Source organism: Streptomyces sp. NPDC048270, assembly GCF_040652335.1.
GTDB lineage: Bacteria > Actinomycetota > Actinomycetes > Streptomycetales > Streptomycetaceae > Streptomyces.
Map to the genome: position 1 here is coordinate 161,296 of NZ_JBEZLV010000012.1, position 15,842 is coordinate 177,137.

A 15,842-nucleotide genomic window follows, 5' to 3' on the forward strand; every position below is an offset into this window, starting at 1 on the left:
CGGCGGGGCTGCAAGAGCCCCGGCTCCGACAGACCGGCCTCAGCGGACGTGGAACGGTGCCGCGCCGTGTCGGGGCTCCGCCCCAGGCCCCGCGCCTCAAACGCCGGCGGGGCTGGAATCGCCCGGGCTCCGACAGACCGACCTCAGCGGACGTGAGCCGGTGCCGCGCCGTGTCGGGGCTCCGCCCCAGGCCCCGCGCCTCAAACGCCGGCGGGGCTGCAAGAGCCCCGGCTCCGACAGACCGACCTCAGCGGACGTGAGCCGGTGCCGCGCCGTGTCGGGGCTCCGCCCCGCGCCCCGCGCCTCAAACGCCGGCGGGGCTGGAACGGCCCCGCCGGGGTTCGAGGGCGGGGCTGTGTGGTCCGACCCGGGCTTCGGGGTGGGGCTGGAGGGTTTGGGCGGGGTTCGGGGGGTGGGGTTAACCCCCCGGTGGGGACGCCGACGGGCCGGATGGAAGGGCGGGGGGCGGGGCGGGAGGGTGGAGGGGTAGGGCTGAGACGGGAAGGGTGGGGTCGGAGATGGATGACGGTATGGGCGCGGGCGGGGGGGTCCGGGCCGTGGTGCGGGCTCCTGTGGCCGGGAGGACCTGGCGGGAGCTGGGGTACCTGCTGATCGGGCTGCCGCTGAGCGTCCTGTACTTCTCGCTCGCCATCACCGGCCTGAGCCTCGGCGCCGGCCTGCTCGTCACCTTCCTCGGGGTCCCGGTGCTCGCCGGGATGCTCGCGATGTGCCGCGGGTTCGGTCATCTGGAGCGGGCGCGGGTGCGTGGCCTGCTCGGGGCCGACGTCGCCGATCCGGCGCCGATCCGGGCCCCCAAGCGCGGGGCCATGTCCGCGATGGGGGCGCTGCTCAAGAGCGGGAGCGCCTGGCGGCACGTGCTGTACTCCGTGATCCACTTCCCGTGGGCGGTCTTCGGCTTCTGCATGGCGCTGGTGTTCTGGACGACGGGGTGGTCCCTGCTGCTGTATCCGCTCTGGTTCTGGGTCTTCCCCGCCTACACCGACCAGCCCGGGCTCCAGCTCTTCCAGAACGGGGACTACTCCTTCTACCTCGACTCCCCCGCCGAGATCGTCCTCACCTTCCTGGTCGGGGCGGCCTTCACCCTCGCCACGCCGTGGGTGCTCCGGGCGCTGACCGCCGTCGACCGGGTGATGGTGGGCGGGCTGCTGGGGCCGTCCCGGCTGGCCGGCCGGGTGACCGAGCTGGAGTCCGACCGCGGGGTGGTCGTGGACACCGCCGCCGCCGACCTGCGGCGCATCGAGCGGGACCTGCACGACGGGGCGCAGGCCCGGCTGGCGGCCCTCGCGATGGACCTGGGGCTGGCGAAGGAGAAGGTGACCGAGGACCCGGTGGCCGCCGCCCGGATGGTGGACGAGGCCCACGGAGAGGTGAAGATCGCCCTGCAGGAGCTGCGGGACCTGGCGCGCGGGATCCATCCGGCGGTGCTGACCGACCGGGGGCTGGACGCGGCGCTGTCGTCGGTGGCGGCGCGGTGCGCCGTTCCGGTGAAGGTGGCGGTGGATCTGCCGGCCCGTCCGACGGCGGCGATCGAGGGGATCGCGTACTTCACGGTCTCGGAGCTGCTGCAGAACGTCAGCAGGCACGCGCGGGCCAGGGTCGCCGCCGTGGAGGTGTGGAAGTCCGGGCAGCGGCTGCTGGTCCAGGTCTCCGACGACGGCCGGGGCGGGGCGGCCATGGGCGACCGGGCCGCCGGCGCCGCCGGCGGCGGGACCGGACTGGCCGGGCTGGCCGAGCGGCTGGACGCCGTGGACGGGATCCTCGTCGTGGACTCCCCCGAGGGCGTGGGGACGACGGTGACCGCCGAGCTTCCCTGGCGGGTCTGAGGACCCCCCTGGCAGACGCACCCCAGGTCCGGGCCCATCGGCCCGGACTTCTGCGTTCCACCTCCCCGCGCGGGCTGAAACTCCCCCGCGCGCCCACTCGTTGTCCCGGCCCAGCCTGGATCCGGCCTCGAGGCTGGGATGCTTGGCTGGGTCAGGGAGTGCGGGATGAGTGGACGCGGGAGCTGCTGAATCGTGGAAGACAGGGTGCGGGTGGTCATCGCCGAGGATTCGGTGCTGCTGCGTGAGGGCCTGACCCGGCTGCTGACCGACCGGGGGCATGACGTCGTGGCGGGCGTCGGGGACGCGGAGGCCCTGCTCAAGACCGTGTCGGAGCTCGCCGCGCAGGACGAGCTGCCGGACGTGGTGGTGGCCGACGTGCGGATGCCGCCGACGCACACCGACGAGGGCGTGCGGGCCGCCGTACGGCTGCGCCGCGAGTACCCCGGGGTCGGGGTGCTGGTGCTGTCCCAGTACGTGGAGGAGCAGTACGCCACCGAACTGCTGGCCGGTTCCAGCACCGGGGTGGGGTACCTGCTCAAGGACCGGGTGGCCGAGGTGCGCGAGTTCCTGGACGCGGTGGTGCGGGTGGCCCGGGGCGGCACCGCCCTGGACCCCGAGGTCGTCGCCCAGCTGCTCGGGCGCAGCCGGAAGCAGGACGTGCTGGCGGGGCTGACGCCGCGCGAGCGCGAGGTACTGGGCCTGATGGCCGAAGGACGCACGAATTCCGCCGTGGCGAAGCAGCTGGTCGTGAGCGACGGAGCGGTGGAGAAGCACGTCAGCAACATCTTCATGAAGTTGGGCCTGTCGCCGAGTGACGGGGATCACCGGCGTGTACTGGCCGTTCTCACCTATCTGAAATCTTGATCGACTGACACTCTGTCAGATACGGCATACCGGTCGGGCCGTCTCGAAGGGCGGTCCAACGGTCCAGAATGTGGCCGCCCCGGAAGAGCTGACCGTCGTAGGGTTGGTTCTGGGGGTGCCCACGCCTCGAAGGAGGTCCAGTTCAGTGACCAGCCAGGTCAGTAGCCCAGCCGACGAGCAGGCCGACGGGGCTGGGGGTGCGGTTGTCGCAGGGCAGCGCACCCCGGCGAGCCCGGGCGGCAAGGAAGTACGCCGTCTTGACCGTGTGATCATCCGCTTCGCGGGTGACTCCGGTGACGGTATGCAACTCACCGGTGACCGGTTCACCTCGGAGACGGCGTCGTTCGGGAACGACCTCTCGACCCTCCCGAACTTCCCCGCCGAGATCCGCGCCCCCGCCGGAACCCTGCCGGGCGTGTCCTCCTTCCAGCTGCACTTCGCCGACCACGACATCCTCACGCCCGGGGACGCCCCTAACGTGCTGGTCGCGATGAACCCGGCGGCCCTGAAGGCGAACATCGCCGACGTGCCGCGCGGCGCGGAGATCATCGTCAACACGGACGAGTTCACCAAGCGCCCGATGGCCAAGGTCGGCTACCAGACCTCCCCCCTCGAGGACGGCTCACTGGCCGCCTACAACCTCCACCCCGTCCCGCTGACCACCCTCACGGTCGAGGCGCTGAAGGACTTCGGGCTCTCCCGCAAGGAGGCCGAGCGCAGCAAGAACATGTTCGCGCTGGGCCTGCTGTCCTGGATGTACCACCGGCCGACGGAGGGTACGGAGAGCTTCCTGCGGCAGAAGTTCGCGAAGAAGCCGCACATCGCCGAGGCGAACGTGGCCGCGTTCCGCGCGGGCTGGAACTTCGGGGAGACGACGGAGGACTTCGCGGTCTCCTACGAGGTCGCCCCGGCCACCCGGGCCTTCCCGACCGGCACCTACCGCAACATCTCGGGGAACCTGGCCCTGTCCTACGGCCTGATCGCCGCGAGCCGGCAGGCGGACCTGCCGCTCTACCTGGGCTCCTACCCGATCACCCCGGCCTCGGACATCCTGCACGAGCTGAGCCGGCACAAGAACTTCGGCGTGCGCACCTTCCAGGCCGAGGACGAGATCGCGGGCATCGGCGCGGCCCTGGGTGCCGCGTTCGGCGGGGCCCTGGGCGTGACCACCACCTCCGGACCCGGGGTCGCCCTGAAGTCCGAGGCGATCGGGCTGGCCGTCTCCCTCGAGCTGCCGCTGCTGATCGTGGACATCCAGCGCGGCGGCCCCTCCACCGGCCTGCCGACCAAGACGGAGCAGGCCGACCTGCTCCAGGCCATGTACGGGCGCAACGGCGAGGCCCCGGTGCCGATCGTCGCCCCGCGCACCCCGGCGGACTGCTTCGACGCCGCCCTGGACGCGGCCCGGATCGCGCTGACCTACCGGACCCCGGTCTTCCTGCTCTCGGACGGCTACCTCGCCAACGGGTCCGAGCCCTGGCGGATCCCCGACATCGCCGACCTGCCCGACCTCACGACCCAGTTCGCCGCCGGCCCCAACCACGTGCTGGCGGACGGCACCGAGGTGTTCTGGCCCTACAAGCGCGACCCCGAGACCCTGGCCCGCCCCTGGGCGGTCCCCGGCACGCCCGGTCTCGAGCACCGCATCGGCGGCATCGAGAAGCAGGACGGCACCGGCAACATCTCGTACGACCCCGCCAACCACGACCTGATGGTCCGCACCCGCCAGGCCAAGGTCGACGGCATCCTGGTCCCCGACCTGGAGGTCGACGACCCCGACCGGGCCCGCACCCTCGTCCTGGGCTGGGGCTCCACCTACGGGCCGATCACGGCCGCGGTCCGGCGCCTGCGCACGGCCGGCCACCCGGTCGCCCAGGCCCACCTGCGCCACCTCAACCCCTTCCCGAGGAATCTCGGAGAGGTCCTGAAGCGTTACCAGAAGGTAGTGGTGCCGGAGATGAACCTCGGGCAGCTCGCCACCCTGATCCGGGCGAAATACCTGGTGGACGCCCAGTCGTACAACCAGGTCAACGGAATGCCGTTCAAGGCGGAGCAGCTCGCGAAGGTTCTTGAGGAGGCCATCAATGACTGAGGTGACCGACGCCCCGACCCTGCTGTCGCTGGTTCCGAAGGCCGAGGCCGCGCAGTCGGCGAAGGACTTCAAGTCGGACCAGGAGGTCCGCTGGTGCCCCGGCTGCGGCGACTACGCCGTCCTCGCGGCCGTGCAGGGCTTCATGCCCGATCTCGGCCTCGCGAAGGAGAACATCGTCTTCGTCTCCGGCATCGGCTGCTCCTCCCGCTTCCCGTACTACATGAACACGTACGGGATGCACTCCATCCACGGCCGCGCCCCGGCCATCGCCACGGGTCTGGCCACCTCCCGCCGCGACCTGTCGGTCTGGGTCGTCACCGGCGACGGGGACGCCCTCTCCATCGGCGGGAACCACCTCATCCACGCCCTGCGGCGCAACGTCAACCTCAAGATCCTGCTGTTCAACAACCGGATCTACGGTCTGACGAAGGGGCAGTACTCCCCCACCTCCGAGGTCGGCAAGATCACCAAGTCGACCCCGATGGGCTCGCTGGACGCGCCCTTCAACCCGGTGTCCCTGGCCATCGGGGCGGAGGCCTCCTTCGTGGCGCGGACGGTGGACTCCGACCGCAAGCACCTCACCGAGGTGCTGCGCGCGGCCGCCGACCACCAGGGCACGGCGCTGGTGGAGATCTACCAGAACTGCAACATCTTCAACGACGGCGCCTTCGAGGTCCTGAAGGACAAGGACCAGGCGCAGGAGGCCGTGATCCGGCTGGAGCACGGGCAGCCGATCCGGTTCGGCACCGACGGCCGCAAGGGCGTCGTCCGGGATCCGGTCACCGGTGACCTCCAGGTGGTCACGGTCACCCCCGAGAACGAGGCGCGGATCGTGGTCCACGACGCGTACGGGGCCAGCCCGACCACCGCGTTCGCGCTGTCACGGCTGGCCGACCCCGACACCCTCCACCAGACCCCCATCGGGGTGTTCCGGAGCGTCGAGCGGCCCGTCTACGACACCCTGATGTCCGAGCAGCTCGACACGGCCGTCGACCGCAAGGGCAAGGGGGACCTGGCCGGCCTGCTGGCCGGCAGCGACACGTGGACGGTCGTGGGCTGACCCGCCCCCGTACGGCGCGCGCCCGAGCGGAGCCCGGTCCTCTGAGGAGGTCCGGGCTCCGCCGCGTTCCCCGGCGCTCCCGGGGGTTCCTGGGGGTTCCTCCAGATGTCATGAGTATCTCGTGTGAACGGGCATGACATCCGGGTCGTACGGCGCTACCGTCGAGAGGTTGGCTGAAAGTCGTACAGGAGGCCCCGTGAAGGCAGAGACCGACCAGCGCGCGGGGTTGTTCTACGGATTCGGCGCGTATGGGATGTGGGGGCTCGTCCCGCTCTTCTGGCCGCTGCTCCAGCCCTCCGGCGCCATCGAGATCCTGGCCCACCGCATGGTGTGGTCGCTGGCCGTGGTCGGCCTGGCGCTGCTCGCGCTGCGCCGCTGGGGCTGGATACGGCAGCTGCTGCGCGAGCCCCGCAAGCTCGCGCTGACCACGCTCGCCGCCTCGGTGATCACGGTGAACTGGGGCCTGTACATCTGGTCGGTCAACAACGGCCACGTGGTCGAGGCGAGCCTCGGCTACTTCATCAATCCGCTGGTCAGCATCGCGATGGGCGTGCTGGTGCTCGGCGAGCGGCTGCGCCGGGCTCAGTGGGTGGCGGTCGGCATCAGCTTCGCCGCGGTCCTCGTGCTCGCCATCGGCTACGGGCGCCCGCCGTGGATCTCGCTGGTCCTGGCCTGCTCCTTCGCCACGTACGGGCTGATCAAGAAGAAGCTCAACATGGGCGGCCTGGAGTCGCTGACCGCCGAGACGGCCGTGCTGTTCCTGCCCGCCCTCGGCTATCTGCTCTGGCTCGGCGCGCAGGGCCAGTCCACCTTCGCCTCGCAGGGCGCCGGACACTCGCTCCTGCTGGCCTCGACCGGGCTCGTCACCGCGATCCCGCTGGTGTTCTTCGGGGCGGCGGCGATCCGGGTACCGCTGTCCACCCTGGGACTGCTCCAGTACCTGGCTCCGGTGTTCCAGTTCGGGCTCGGCGTCCTCTACTTCCACGAGGCGATGCCGCCCGAGCGGTGGGCCGGATTCTCCCTGGTGTGGGCCGCGCTCGCGCTCCTGACCTGGGACGCGCTGGGCCGCGCCCGCCGCTCGCGGGCCGCGCTCGCAGCCGCGATGCCGCCCGTCTCCGCGCCGGCCCGCGAGCCCGCCTGACGATCGCCCAAGGGCCCGCGCAGGGCCCGTACGGAGCCCGCACCACCGGGCACCCGGCCCCCACGATCCCCGTTACGGAACCCCCGTAGCGGGGATCGTCCGTTTTCCGAACCACCCTGACCGAATTGTGGTCTTGACGGACCGTCACGCTCTCACTGACCATCGGGCTCGCACAGACGCACTATCGCTCACCCGCTCTATCCCATAGTTCCGTCACATCCCCGCGGAATCCCGGAGCCCCCACATGAGCCTGTCCGTCTCCCGGCGCCTCGCCGCCGTGACCGCGTTCGCGGTCGCCGGCCTGTTCGCCGCCACCACTCCCGCCGCGCTGGCCGCCCCGACGGCGGTCGCCGCGGCGCCGACGCCGCCCGACATCCCGCTGGCCAACGTCAAGGCCCACCTCACGCAGCTGTCGACCATCGCCGCCAACAACGGCGGCAACCGCGCCCACGGCCGGGCCGGCTACAAGGCGTCGATCGACTACGTGAAGGCCAAGCTCGACGCGGCCGGCTTCACGACCACCCTGCAGACCTTCACCTCCAGCGGCGCCACCGGCTACAACCTGATAGCCGACTGGCCGGGCGGCGACCCGAACTCGGTCCTGATGGCGGGCGCGCACCTGGACTCGGTGTCCTCGGGCGCGGGCATCAACGACAACGGCTCCGGCAGCGCGGCCGTGCTGGAGACGGCCCTGGCCGTCTCCCGGGCCGGCCTCCAGCCGACGAAGCACCTGCGGTTCGGCTGGTGGGGCGCGGAGGAGCTGGGCCTGATCGGCTCGAAGTACTACGTGAACAACCTGCCGGCCGCCGAGCGCGCGAAGTTCTCCGGATACCTGAACTTCGACATGATCGGCTCGCCGAACCCGGGCTACTTCGTCTACGACGACGACCCGACCATCGAGCAGACCTTCAAGAACTACTACGCGGGCCTCGGCGTGCCGACCGAGATCGAGACCGAGGGCGACGGCCGCTCGGACCACGCCTCGTTCAAGAACGTGGGCATCCCGGTCGGCGGCCTGTTCACCGGCGCCAGCAACACGAAGTCCTCGGCGCAGGCGCAGAAGTGGGGCGGCACGGCCGGTCAGGCCTTCGACCGCTGCTACCACTCCTCGTGCGACAACACGGCGAACATCAACGACACCGCCCTGGACCGCAACTCCGACGCCGTCGCCTACGCGATCTGGAACCTCGGCGCGGCCACCCCGGTCCCGCCGGGCAAGTCCTTCGAGAACACGGCGGACGTGAACATCCCGGACTCCCCCGGTGCCGCGGTGAGCTCGCCGGTGACGGCCTCGGGTGTCGCGGGCAACGCCCCGGCCACCACCAAGGTGGACGTGAACATCGTCCACACCTACCGCGGCGACCTGATCGTCGACCTGGTCGCCCCCGACGGCACCGTCTACAACCTGCACAACCGCAGCGGCGGCAGCGCCGACAACCTCGTCCAGTCCTACACCGTGAACGCCTCCTCCGAGGTGGCCAACGGGACCTGGAACCTGCGGGTGAGGGACGCGGCCGCGCAGGACGTCGGCTACATCAACAGCTGGAAGATCACCTTCTAGCGCCGGTCGGAACCGCGCGAGGCGGGCTGCGGGTCCTGTATGCGGGCCCGCAGCTCCTCGGCCACCGCCCCGATGTCGGCGAGGCCCAGCTTCGCCGCTTCGACCAGATCGCCCAGCACCTCGGGCGAGGGCAGCTGCCTGGCCCCGGCCACGCGCAGGTACGAGCGGGTCGCGGCGGCGGCGTAGAACTCGTTCATCGGGGACTCCAGCGCCGGGCACACCGCGAGGGTGTGCAGAAACGCGGCGGCCCGCCACGCGGTGTCCGGGGCGGGCTGTTCGGGCACCAGGACGAGGTCGTTCTGGTGCCGGGCGACCGCGGCGGCCACCCCGGAGGGGTCCCATACGGCGGGATCGGACGGGAGATGGTGGGCCAGAGCGGTCCAGGCCCACTCCATGGTGATCTTCAATTGCCGAAACGCTCCTGGAAGTAGCCCCAGTGGTCGGCGAACTCCTCGATACCGGACAGGAAGTTCTTCCGGTCCTCGTCGAGTTCGCGTTCCGTGACCTCGGTGATCAGCGCGGTGACCGTCGTGCCCAGCGCCGCCGCGCGCGCCTTCAGGCGTTCGTGGAACTCTTCGTCCAGGCGGATGGTGACGTGTCTCGACATGCCCAACACCGTACAGCGGCCCTGCTGTACGGGGTACGGGAACGCCGGAAGGGTGGGCAGGGACACAGTCCCCGCCCACCCTTCCGGCGTTCTGGCGGCCCGGCGGGCTACTTGGCCGAGTCGGCCGTCTTCACCAGCTGGTCCTTGGTGACCGCGCCGACGTAGACCTTGCCGTCGTCCGTGATCAGCGCGTTGACCAGGCGGGTGGAGAAGATGCGGCCCTCGCCGAACTTCCCGGAGACCTTGTCACCGAGGGAGTCGAGGAACTGCTTCGCCTCCTTCGGCGCGTTCTTGTCGTTCTCCAGGTCCTTGAGGTTCTGGCCGGCCCCGGTGCTGATCTGCGCCACCGTGGCCCAGCCCTCGCCGAGGACCTTCACCTCGCCCTTGCCGTTCGCACCGCCGGTGAGGGCGTCCAGGCCCGGGAAGGACTCCAGCGCCTTGAACTCCTTGCCGTGCTCGCCCTTGCCGGCCCCGTCGGCGCCCTCGGTCACCTTGGCGCCCTTGGGCGGGGTGAACGCGAAGGTGTCGGCGGACGGCTTGGCGAAGTCCACCTTGGTGAAGCCCGCGTCCACGATCGGCTTGCCGCCCTGGGAGGACAGCAGCTGCACGCGCAGCGGCACGCCGTTCTTGGCGTCGACCGCGATCTGGATCGAGCCGACCGTGGAACCGGCCTGCTTGGGCTTGAGCACCAGCTGGTAGGCGTCCCGGCCGGCCACCTGGGCCGTGTCGCCCACACCGACGTCCGTGGTCGTGCCGGCGGCCTTCAGGACCTCCTCGGCCAGCTGCTGGGGCGAGGCGGCGAGGCGGTCGGCCGTCTTCTTCTCGTGCTCCGGCGCGCCCGCGGCGTCCTTCTCGTGGAAGACCTCGTTCGACTTGGAGGCGTAGCCCCACACGTCGGCGCCGTTGTGGATCAGGCTGTACTCGTCCTTGCCGTCCAGGAAGGTCAGCTTCTGGCGGTCCGGGCCGTCGGCCGCGACCCGGAAGGTGTGCGTCCCGTTCGCCAGCTGCGCGACCTTGTCCTCCGGGGCCGCCGAGCCCGAGGCGACGCCGCTGCCGCCGCCGAGCAGGCCGCCGGCGATCTTCGGCAGACCGAGGTCGGTGCTGATCTTGGCCGTGCCGGAGAGCTCCTGCACATCCGAGGCGGCGATCTTCTCGATGAGCTGCTGCGCCGTCACCTTCGGAAGGTCGGGTCCGCCGGCGTTGGCGAAGGCCGGGACCATCGCGACGGTCGCCGCGGCCACACCTGCCACCGCGACCGGTACGGCGTACCGGGCGACCTTGCGAGAAGTCTTCGTGTTCGCTGACATGTCAGTGCCCTGCCCTCTGTGTCGACGGCGGCGACCCCCGTGTCGCCGCGCTCACCCGATCTGGTGGGGTTTGATGACTCCATCTGACCAAAACGGCGGCCCGGAAGCGTCAGTCCCCGGACGCAACTGAGCGTACGACCGTGGGATGACACGCAACAGGCCCTCCTCCCCCGACCCGTAGGGGTCGCGGGGCGGAAGGGCCCGTTCCGATCAAGCTGCCGCCCCCGCGGGGCGAAGGCGGGGGCTAACCCGCCCGGTGGACCACGGCGTCGCAGAGCTCTTCCAGCGCCGACTTCGCGAAGCACTCCGGCAGCGGCGCGAGCGTGGCCCGCGCGTCCTGCGCGTAGCGGATGGTGTCGCGGCGGGCCCGCTCCAGCGCGGGGTGCGCCCGCAGCCGGGTGAGCACCTCGGCGTGGCGGGCGTCGTCCGTCAGGTCCCCGTCCAGGAGCCGTACGAGGTCCAGGTCCTCCGGGGCGCCGTCGCGGGCGGCCATCTCGCGCAGCCGCAGCACGGGCAGGGTCGGGATGCCCTCGCGCAGGTCGGTGCCGGGGGTCTTGCCGGACTCGTGCGCGTCGGAGGCGATGTCCAGGACGTCGTCGGCGAGCTGGAAGGCGGTGCCGAGCCGCTCGCCGTACTGGGTCAGGATGTCGACGACCGACTCGTCGGCGCCGGACATCAGCGCGCCGAAGCGGCCGGAGACGGCGATCAGCGAGCCGGTCTTGCCGGCGATGACGTCGAGGTAGTGCGCGACCGGGTCGCGGCCGTCGCGCGGGCCGGCCGTCTCGAGGATCTGGCCGGTCACCAGCCGCTCGAAGGCCTCGGCCTGGATGCGCACGGCCTCGGGCCCGAGGTCGGCCAGGATGTGCGAAGCACGGGCGAACAGGAAGTCACCCGTCAGGACGGCCACCGAGTTGCCCCAGCGGGCGTTCGCGCTCTCCACCCCGCGGCGCACGTCCGCCTCGTCCATGACGTCGTCGTGGTAGAGGGTGGCCAGGTGCGTCAGCTCCACGACCACCGCGGACGGCACGATCCCGGGCGCGTAGGGATCGCCGAACCGCGACGCCAGCATCACCAGCAGCGGGCGGAAACGCTTGCCACCGGCCCGCACCAGATGCTGTGCGGCCTCGGTGATGAAGGGGACTTCGCTCTTGGTGGCTTCCAGCAGACCCGCCTCGACGGCGGCCAGTCCGGCCTGGACATCGGTCTCAAGAGCCTGGTCCCGCACGCTCAGTCCGAACGGCCCGACGACGGTCACGAGGGGTACTCCTGTCTGCTGACGATCACGTAGACGATCACCTGGATTGTCGATGTGTCGCTGCCATCACTCAACCCAGCGTATCGGGTCTGTTTTCGATCACCGAGAGCGCCTGTCCGGTCGCCACCCGCGCACCGCCCGAAGCGCACCGGTATGTTCTTGAGGAGCCGAATCAACCGGAGAATCCGTTTTGTCCAGAACTGTGACCGATGTAGAGGAGCCCCCGGATCCGGAGGCCGACCAGCCGCCGCCCGGCGACGACCACGCCTTCCTCGGCCACCCCCGGGGGCTCGCGACCCTGTCCGGGCTGGAGGTCTGGGAGCGGTTCTCGTTCCTGGGCATGCAGGCCATCCTCGTCCTCTACTTCGCGGACGCGGTCGCGAACGGCGGCCTGGGGATGAACCCGGGCACCGCGGCCTCCGTCTCGGCGGCCTACGGGACCATGGTCTACCTCGTCTCCGTCGCCGGCGGATGGCTCGCCGACCGCATCCTCGGTTCGTACCGCGCCGTGCTCTGGGGCGGCATCCTCATCGCCTGCGGCCACTACGCCATGGCCGTGCCGACGGCCGCGATGACCTGGGTGGGCCTCGGCCTGATCAGCGCGGGGACCGGCCTGCTCAAGCCGAACGTGGCCAGCATGGTCGGCAAGCTCTACCGGACCGACGACGACCGGCGCGACGCGGGCTTCGCCCTCTACTACATGGGCATCAACATCGGGGCCTTCGCCGGACCGCTGATCACCGGCTGGCTCGGCGAGCACCAGGGCTGGCACTGGGGGTTCTCCGCCGCCGCCATCGGGATGACCGCCGGCCTGGTCCAGTACGTCCTCGGCCGCCGCCACCTGGCCGGACGCAAGCACTCCGCCGAGTACGCGCTGGCGCCCCGGGCGATGCGCGCCGCCGTGACGAAGATCATCGGCGGCTGCCTCGCCTTCGCCGCGCTCGCCACCCTGCTGGCCCTCACCGGCCGGCTGACGATGGGCCGGTTCGTCGACCTGCTCACCCTCGTGTCCGTGATCGCCCCGGTGGTCTACTTCGCCGTCATGTTCCGCAGCCCGCGGGTGACGGCCGCCGAGCGCGGGCGGCTGCGCCCGTACGCGGTCCTCTTCCTGGCCTCGGTCGCCTTCAACTTCATCCTCTTCCAGGCCTACTCGACGATGATGCTGCTGGCCTCCACCAACGCCCGGACCACCATCCTGGGCTTCGACTTCCCGGCGAGCTGGTACGCCTCCGCGCTGGGCGCCTTCGAGGTGCTGCTGGCCCCGGTCGTCGCCGCGCTGTGGGCGCGCATGGGCCACCGCCAGCCGCACGCCTCCAACAAGATCGCCATCGGGGTGGTCCTGGGCGGCCTGTCCTTCCTCCTGATGGTCGTCCCGACCTCGGGGCACGGCGGGGACGCCTACCGGATGGCCGCCTGGTGGATCGTCGGCTCCTACCTGCTGCTCGGGCTCGGCGACGTCCTGCTGGAGACCTCCGGCATGTCGGCCACCAGCAAACTCGCCCCCAAGGCCTTCAGCAGCCAGACGATGGCCCTGTGGTTCCTCTCCCTGGCGCTCGCCAACGGCATCCAGGCACAGGTGGTCAAGCTCTACGGCGAGGTGTCCAACCCCGTGTACTTCGGCGTCAACGGCGGTATCGCGGTGGCCGCGGGCCTGGCCGTGATCGCCCTCGCGCCCTGGCTGCGGCGCACGATGCACCCCGTCCACTGAGGTGGTTGCCGAATGATCATCCGCACCGATTTCCCGTACGAGACCACCCGCGAGGACGTCCGGATCCCGATGGCCGACGGGGTGGAGCTCTACGCCCGGATCTGGCGCCCGGTCACCGGGGAGCCCGTGCCGGCGCTGCTGGAGTACCTCCCGTACCGGCTCACCGACTGGACCGCGCCCCGCGACTGGCAGCGCCACCCCTGGTACGCCGGCCACGGCTACGCCTCGGTCCGCGTGGACGTACGCGGCCACGGGTGCAGCGGCGGCCGCCCGGGTGACGAGTACGACGCCCGTGAGCTCGCCGACGGGGTCGCGGTGATCGAGTGGCTGGCGGAGCAGCCGTGGTGCACCGGCTCGGTGGGGATGTTCGGGATCTCCTGGGGCGGCTTCAACTCCCTGCAGATCGCCGCCCTGGCCCCCGAGCCGCTGAAGGCGGTCGTCACCGTGTGCTCGACGGACGACCGGTACGACAACGACGTGCACTACATGGGCGGCTCCGTGCTGGCCGTGGACATGCACGCGTGGGCGGCCACCATGCTCGCCTTCGCCTCCCGCCCGCCGGACCCGGAGTACGCCGGCGACGGCTGGCGGCAGCAGTGGCTGGACCGGCTGGAATCGGTCGAACCGCTGATCCACACCTGGCTCTCGCACCAGACCCGCGACGCGTACTGGCGCCACGGCAGCGTCTGCGAGGACTACTCCGCGATCGGCGCGGCCGTCCTCGCGGTGGGCGGCTGGCACGACCCCTACCGGGACACCGTGCTGCGGCTGGTCTCCGCGCTGCCGGCGTCCCGGGTGCGCGGCCTGATCGGGCCCTGGTCCCACCAGTACCCGGACCGCGGGCTGCCGCCCGGCCCCTCCATCGGCTTCCTCCAGGAGACCCTGCGCTGGTGGGACCACTGGCTGCGCGGCGAGGAGAACGGCGTACTGGACGAGCCGCTGCTCCGCTCCTGGATCAGCGAATCGCACCCGCCGGCGACCTCGTACGGGGAGCTCCCCGGCCGCTGGGCCGGGGAGAAGGCCTGGCCCTCGCCGTCGGTGATCCCGGTCTCGTACGGGTTCCAGGGCGCCCCGGTGGCCGTCGCCTCCCCGCAGCACACCGGCCTGGACGCGGGCCGCTTCTTCCCCTTCGGCAACGACGCCGACCTGCCGCCGGACCAGCGGGAGGAGGACGCGAAGTCGGCGTGCTTCGAGTTCCCGGTGGCCGACGGGGCGCCGGTGGAGATCCTGGGACGGCCGTCGGTGACGCTGCGGCTGCGGCTGGACGTGCCGTACGGGCAGGCGGTGGCCCGGCTGTGCGATGTCGCGCCCGACGGCTCCTCGACGCTGGTCACCCGGGGCGCGCTGAACCTGTCCGCCCGTCAGGGCCGGGACCGGGCCGTGCCGTGGCCGGTGGGCTCGTACGAGGACGTCACCTTCGAGCTGAACGGCATCGGCCACGCCTTCGCGCCGGGGCACCGCATCCGGCTCGCCGTCTCGTCCGCGTACTGGCCGTGGATCTGGCCGCGGGCGGGCTCCGAGGCGGGCTGGACCCTGGACCCGGCGGGCAGCGCGCTGACGCTGCCGGTGCGCGTGGCCGGGGCCGGGGCCGGGGCCGGGGCCGGGGCCGGGGCCGCCGTGGCGGACGAGGGGGTCCTGTTCGAGGCGCCGGAGCAGGCCGAGCCGCTGGGGGTCGCGTTCCCGGCCACGCTCGACGAACCGCGGCCGGAGCGGCTGGTCGTACGGGACGTGGCGCGCGGGACGTGGCGGCTGGAAGTGGATCCCCGGTACGGGGGCACGCGGGTGTACCCGGACGGCCTGGAGTTCAGCGAGGACGCGCTGGAGGTGTACGAGATCCAGGACGCGGACCCGCTGTCGGCGCGGACCCGCTCGGACTGGTCGATCCGGCTGCACCGGCCGGAGCGGGGCTGGGACGTGCGGGTCGAGACGCGGTCGGAGATCTCGTGCGACGAGGGCGGCTTCCTGACGTCGAACGAGGTGGTGTGCCGGGAGGGGGGCGAGGTGGTCTTCCACCGCACGTGGGAACGCCGGCTGCCGCGCACGGCGGGCTGACCGGCTCGGCCTTGGGCTGCGCGCCCAGCGCCCGGCGCCCGGGCCGGGTCCCGGTTCCGTGGACCTGGGCCGCGCGGCCAGTCGCCCTGGCGGGCCACCGGTTCCGTGGGCCGGGGCCGCGCGGCCAATGGCCCTGGCGGGCTACCGGTTCCGTGGGCCGGGGCTGCGCGGTCAATGGCCCTGGCCGGGACCCCGTTCCGTGGACCTGAGCCGCGCGGTCAATGGCCCTGGCGGGCCACCGGTTCCGTGGGCCGGGGCCGCGCGGTCAATGGCCCTGGCGGGCCACCGGTTCCGTGGGCCGGGGCCGCGCGGTCAATGGCCCTGGCGGGCCACCGGTTCCGTGGGCCGGGG

The 15,842-nt window shown here is 71.8% G+C and carries 12 protein-coding genes; 8 read left to right on the forward strand and 4 right to left on the reverse strand.

Translation table 11 applies throughout. The features are described 5' to 3' along the window. The first annotated feature begins 518 nt into the window (after positions 1-518). The 6 genes from AB0D66_RS13990 (at position 519) to AB0D66_RS14015 (ending at position 8,562) form a co-directional block, all read left to right on the forward strand. Positions 519-1,844: a sensor domain-containing protein gene (locus AB0D66_RS13990; RefSeq protein ID WP_362301560.1), complete on the forward strand. Its 1,326-nt coding sequence runs from the start codon at positions 519-521 to the stop codon at positions 1,842-1,844. Between the two features lie 204 nt (positions 1,845-2,048). After that, the gene (locus AB0D66_RS13995; RefSeq protein ID WP_362301602.1) at positions 2,049-2,708 is read left to right on the forward strand and encodes a response regulator transcription factor; all 660 of its coding nucleotides are present in this window, start codon (positions 2,049-2,051) and stop codon (positions 2,706-2,708) included. A gap of 145 nt (positions 2,709-2,853) precedes the next feature. Continuing rightward, positions 2,854-4,800, forward strand: coding sequence for a 2-oxoacid:acceptor oxidoreductase subunit alpha (locus AB0D66_RS14000; RefSeq protein WP_362301562.1), 1,947 nt, complete (start codon positions 2,854-2,856; stop codon positions 4,798-4,800). Further along, entirely contained in the window at positions 4,793-5,860 is a 1,068-nt protein-coding gene (locus AB0D66_RS14005; RefSeq protein ID WP_362301565.1) for a 2-oxoacid:ferredoxin oxidoreductase subunit beta, read from the forward strand. Before AB0D66_RS14000 ends, AB0D66_RS14005 begins: the two co-directional genes overlap by 8 nt. A 196-nt stretch (positions 5,861-6,056) precedes the next feature. Further along, complete coding sequence (gene rarD, locus AB0D66_RS14010) at positions 6,057-7,001, forward strand: EamA family transporter RarD (RefSeq protein ID WP_362301567.1); 945 nt, start codon at positions 6,057-6,059, stop codon at positions 6,999-7,001. A 244-nt stretch (positions 7,002-7,245) separates the two neighbouring features. Continuing rightward, positions 7,246-8,562: a M28 family metallopeptidase gene (locus tag AB0D66_RS14015; RefSeq protein WP_362301570.1), complete on the forward strand. Its 1,317-nt coding sequence runs from the start codon at positions 7,246-7,248 to the stop codon at positions 8,560-8,562. Here AB0D66_RS14015 and AB0D66_RS14020 read toward each other — a convergent pair. The 4 genes from AB0D66_RS14020 to AB0D66_RS14035 all read right to left on the reverse strand — a co-directional run bounded on the left by AB0D66_RS14020 (position 8,559) and on the right by AB0D66_RS14035 (position 11,731). Then, on the reverse strand, positions 8,559-8,969 hold the full coding sequence (locus tag AB0D66_RS14020) for a hypothetical protein (protein WP_244291277.1): 411 nt from the start codon (positions 8,967-8,969) through the stop codon (positions 8,559-8,561). The two genes, AB0D66_RS14015 and AB0D66_RS14020, sit on opposite strands and share 4 nt — an antisense overlap. After that, the gene (locus AB0D66_RS14025) at positions 8,966-9,169 is read right to left on the reverse strand and encodes a ribbon-helix-helix domain-containing protein (protein WP_225884906.1); all 204 of its coding nucleotides are present in this window, start codon (positions 9,167-9,169) and stop codon (positions 8,966-8,968) included. Before AB0D66_RS14025 ends, AB0D66_RS14020 begins: the two co-directional genes overlap by 4 nt. A 107-nt stretch (positions 9,170-9,276) precedes the next feature. Next, the gene (locus tag AB0D66_RS14030) at positions 9,277-10,476 is read right to left on the reverse strand and encodes a DUF2092 domain-containing protein (RefSeq protein ID WP_362301574.1); all 1,200 of its coding nucleotides are present in this window, start codon (positions 10,474-10,476) and stop codon (positions 9,277-9,279) included. A 244-nt stretch (positions 10,477-10,720) separates the two neighbouring features. Continuing rightward, positions 10,721-11,731 carry a polyprenyl synthetase family protein gene (locus AB0D66_RS14035; RefSeq protein ID WP_362301577.1) on the reverse strand — a complete coding sequence of 337 codons (1,011 nt, stop codon included), beginning with the start codon at positions 11,729-11,731 and terminating at the stop codon, positions 10,721-10,723. 202 nt (positions 11,732-11,933) lie between these two features. On the opposite strand from AB0D66_RS14035, the gene AB0D66_RS14040 reads away from it, so the two are divergent. Further along, positions 11,934-13,439, forward strand: a complete 1,506-nt coding sequence (locus AB0D66_RS14040) for a peptide MFS transporter (RefSeq protein WP_362301580.1) — start codon at positions 11,934-11,936, stop codon at positions 13,437-13,439. A gap of 12 nt (positions 13,440-13,451) precedes the next feature. After that, positions 13,452-15,491, forward strand: coding sequence for a CocE/NonD family hydrolase (locus AB0D66_RS14045; protein ID WP_362301583.1), 2,040 nt, complete (start codon positions 13,452-13,454; stop codon positions 15,489-15,491). The last annotated feature ends 351 nt before the right edge of the window (positions 15,492-15,842 follow it).

Excerpts from the sequence above, each read along its gene's own strand:
- AB0D66_RS14005 (WP_362301565.1), top strand. The coding sequence starts at position 4,793 with ATGACTGAGGTGACCGACGCCCCGACCCTGCTGTCGCTGGTTCCGAAG.
- AB0D66_RS14045 (WP_362301583.1), top strand. The coding sequence starts at position 13,452 with ATGATCATCCGCACCGATTTCCCGTACGAGACCACCCGCGAGGACGTC.
- AB0D66_RS14030 (WP_362301574.1), bottom strand. The coding sequence starts at position 10,476 with ATGTCAGCGAACACGAAGACTTCTCGCAAGGTCGCCCGGTACGCCGTA.
- AB0D66_RS14025 (WP_225884906.1), bottom strand. The coding sequence starts at position 9,169 with ATGTCGAGACACGTCACCATCCGCCTGGACGAAGAGTTCCACGAACGC.
- AB0D66_RS13990 (WP_362301560.1), top strand. The coding sequence starts at position 519 with ATGGATGACGGTATGGGCGCGGGCGGGGGGGTCCGGGCCGTGGTGCGG.
- AB0D66_RS14015 (WP_362301570.1), top strand. The coding sequence starts at position 7,246 with ATGAGCCTGTCCGTCTCCCGGCGCCTCGCCGCCGTGACCGCGTTCGCG.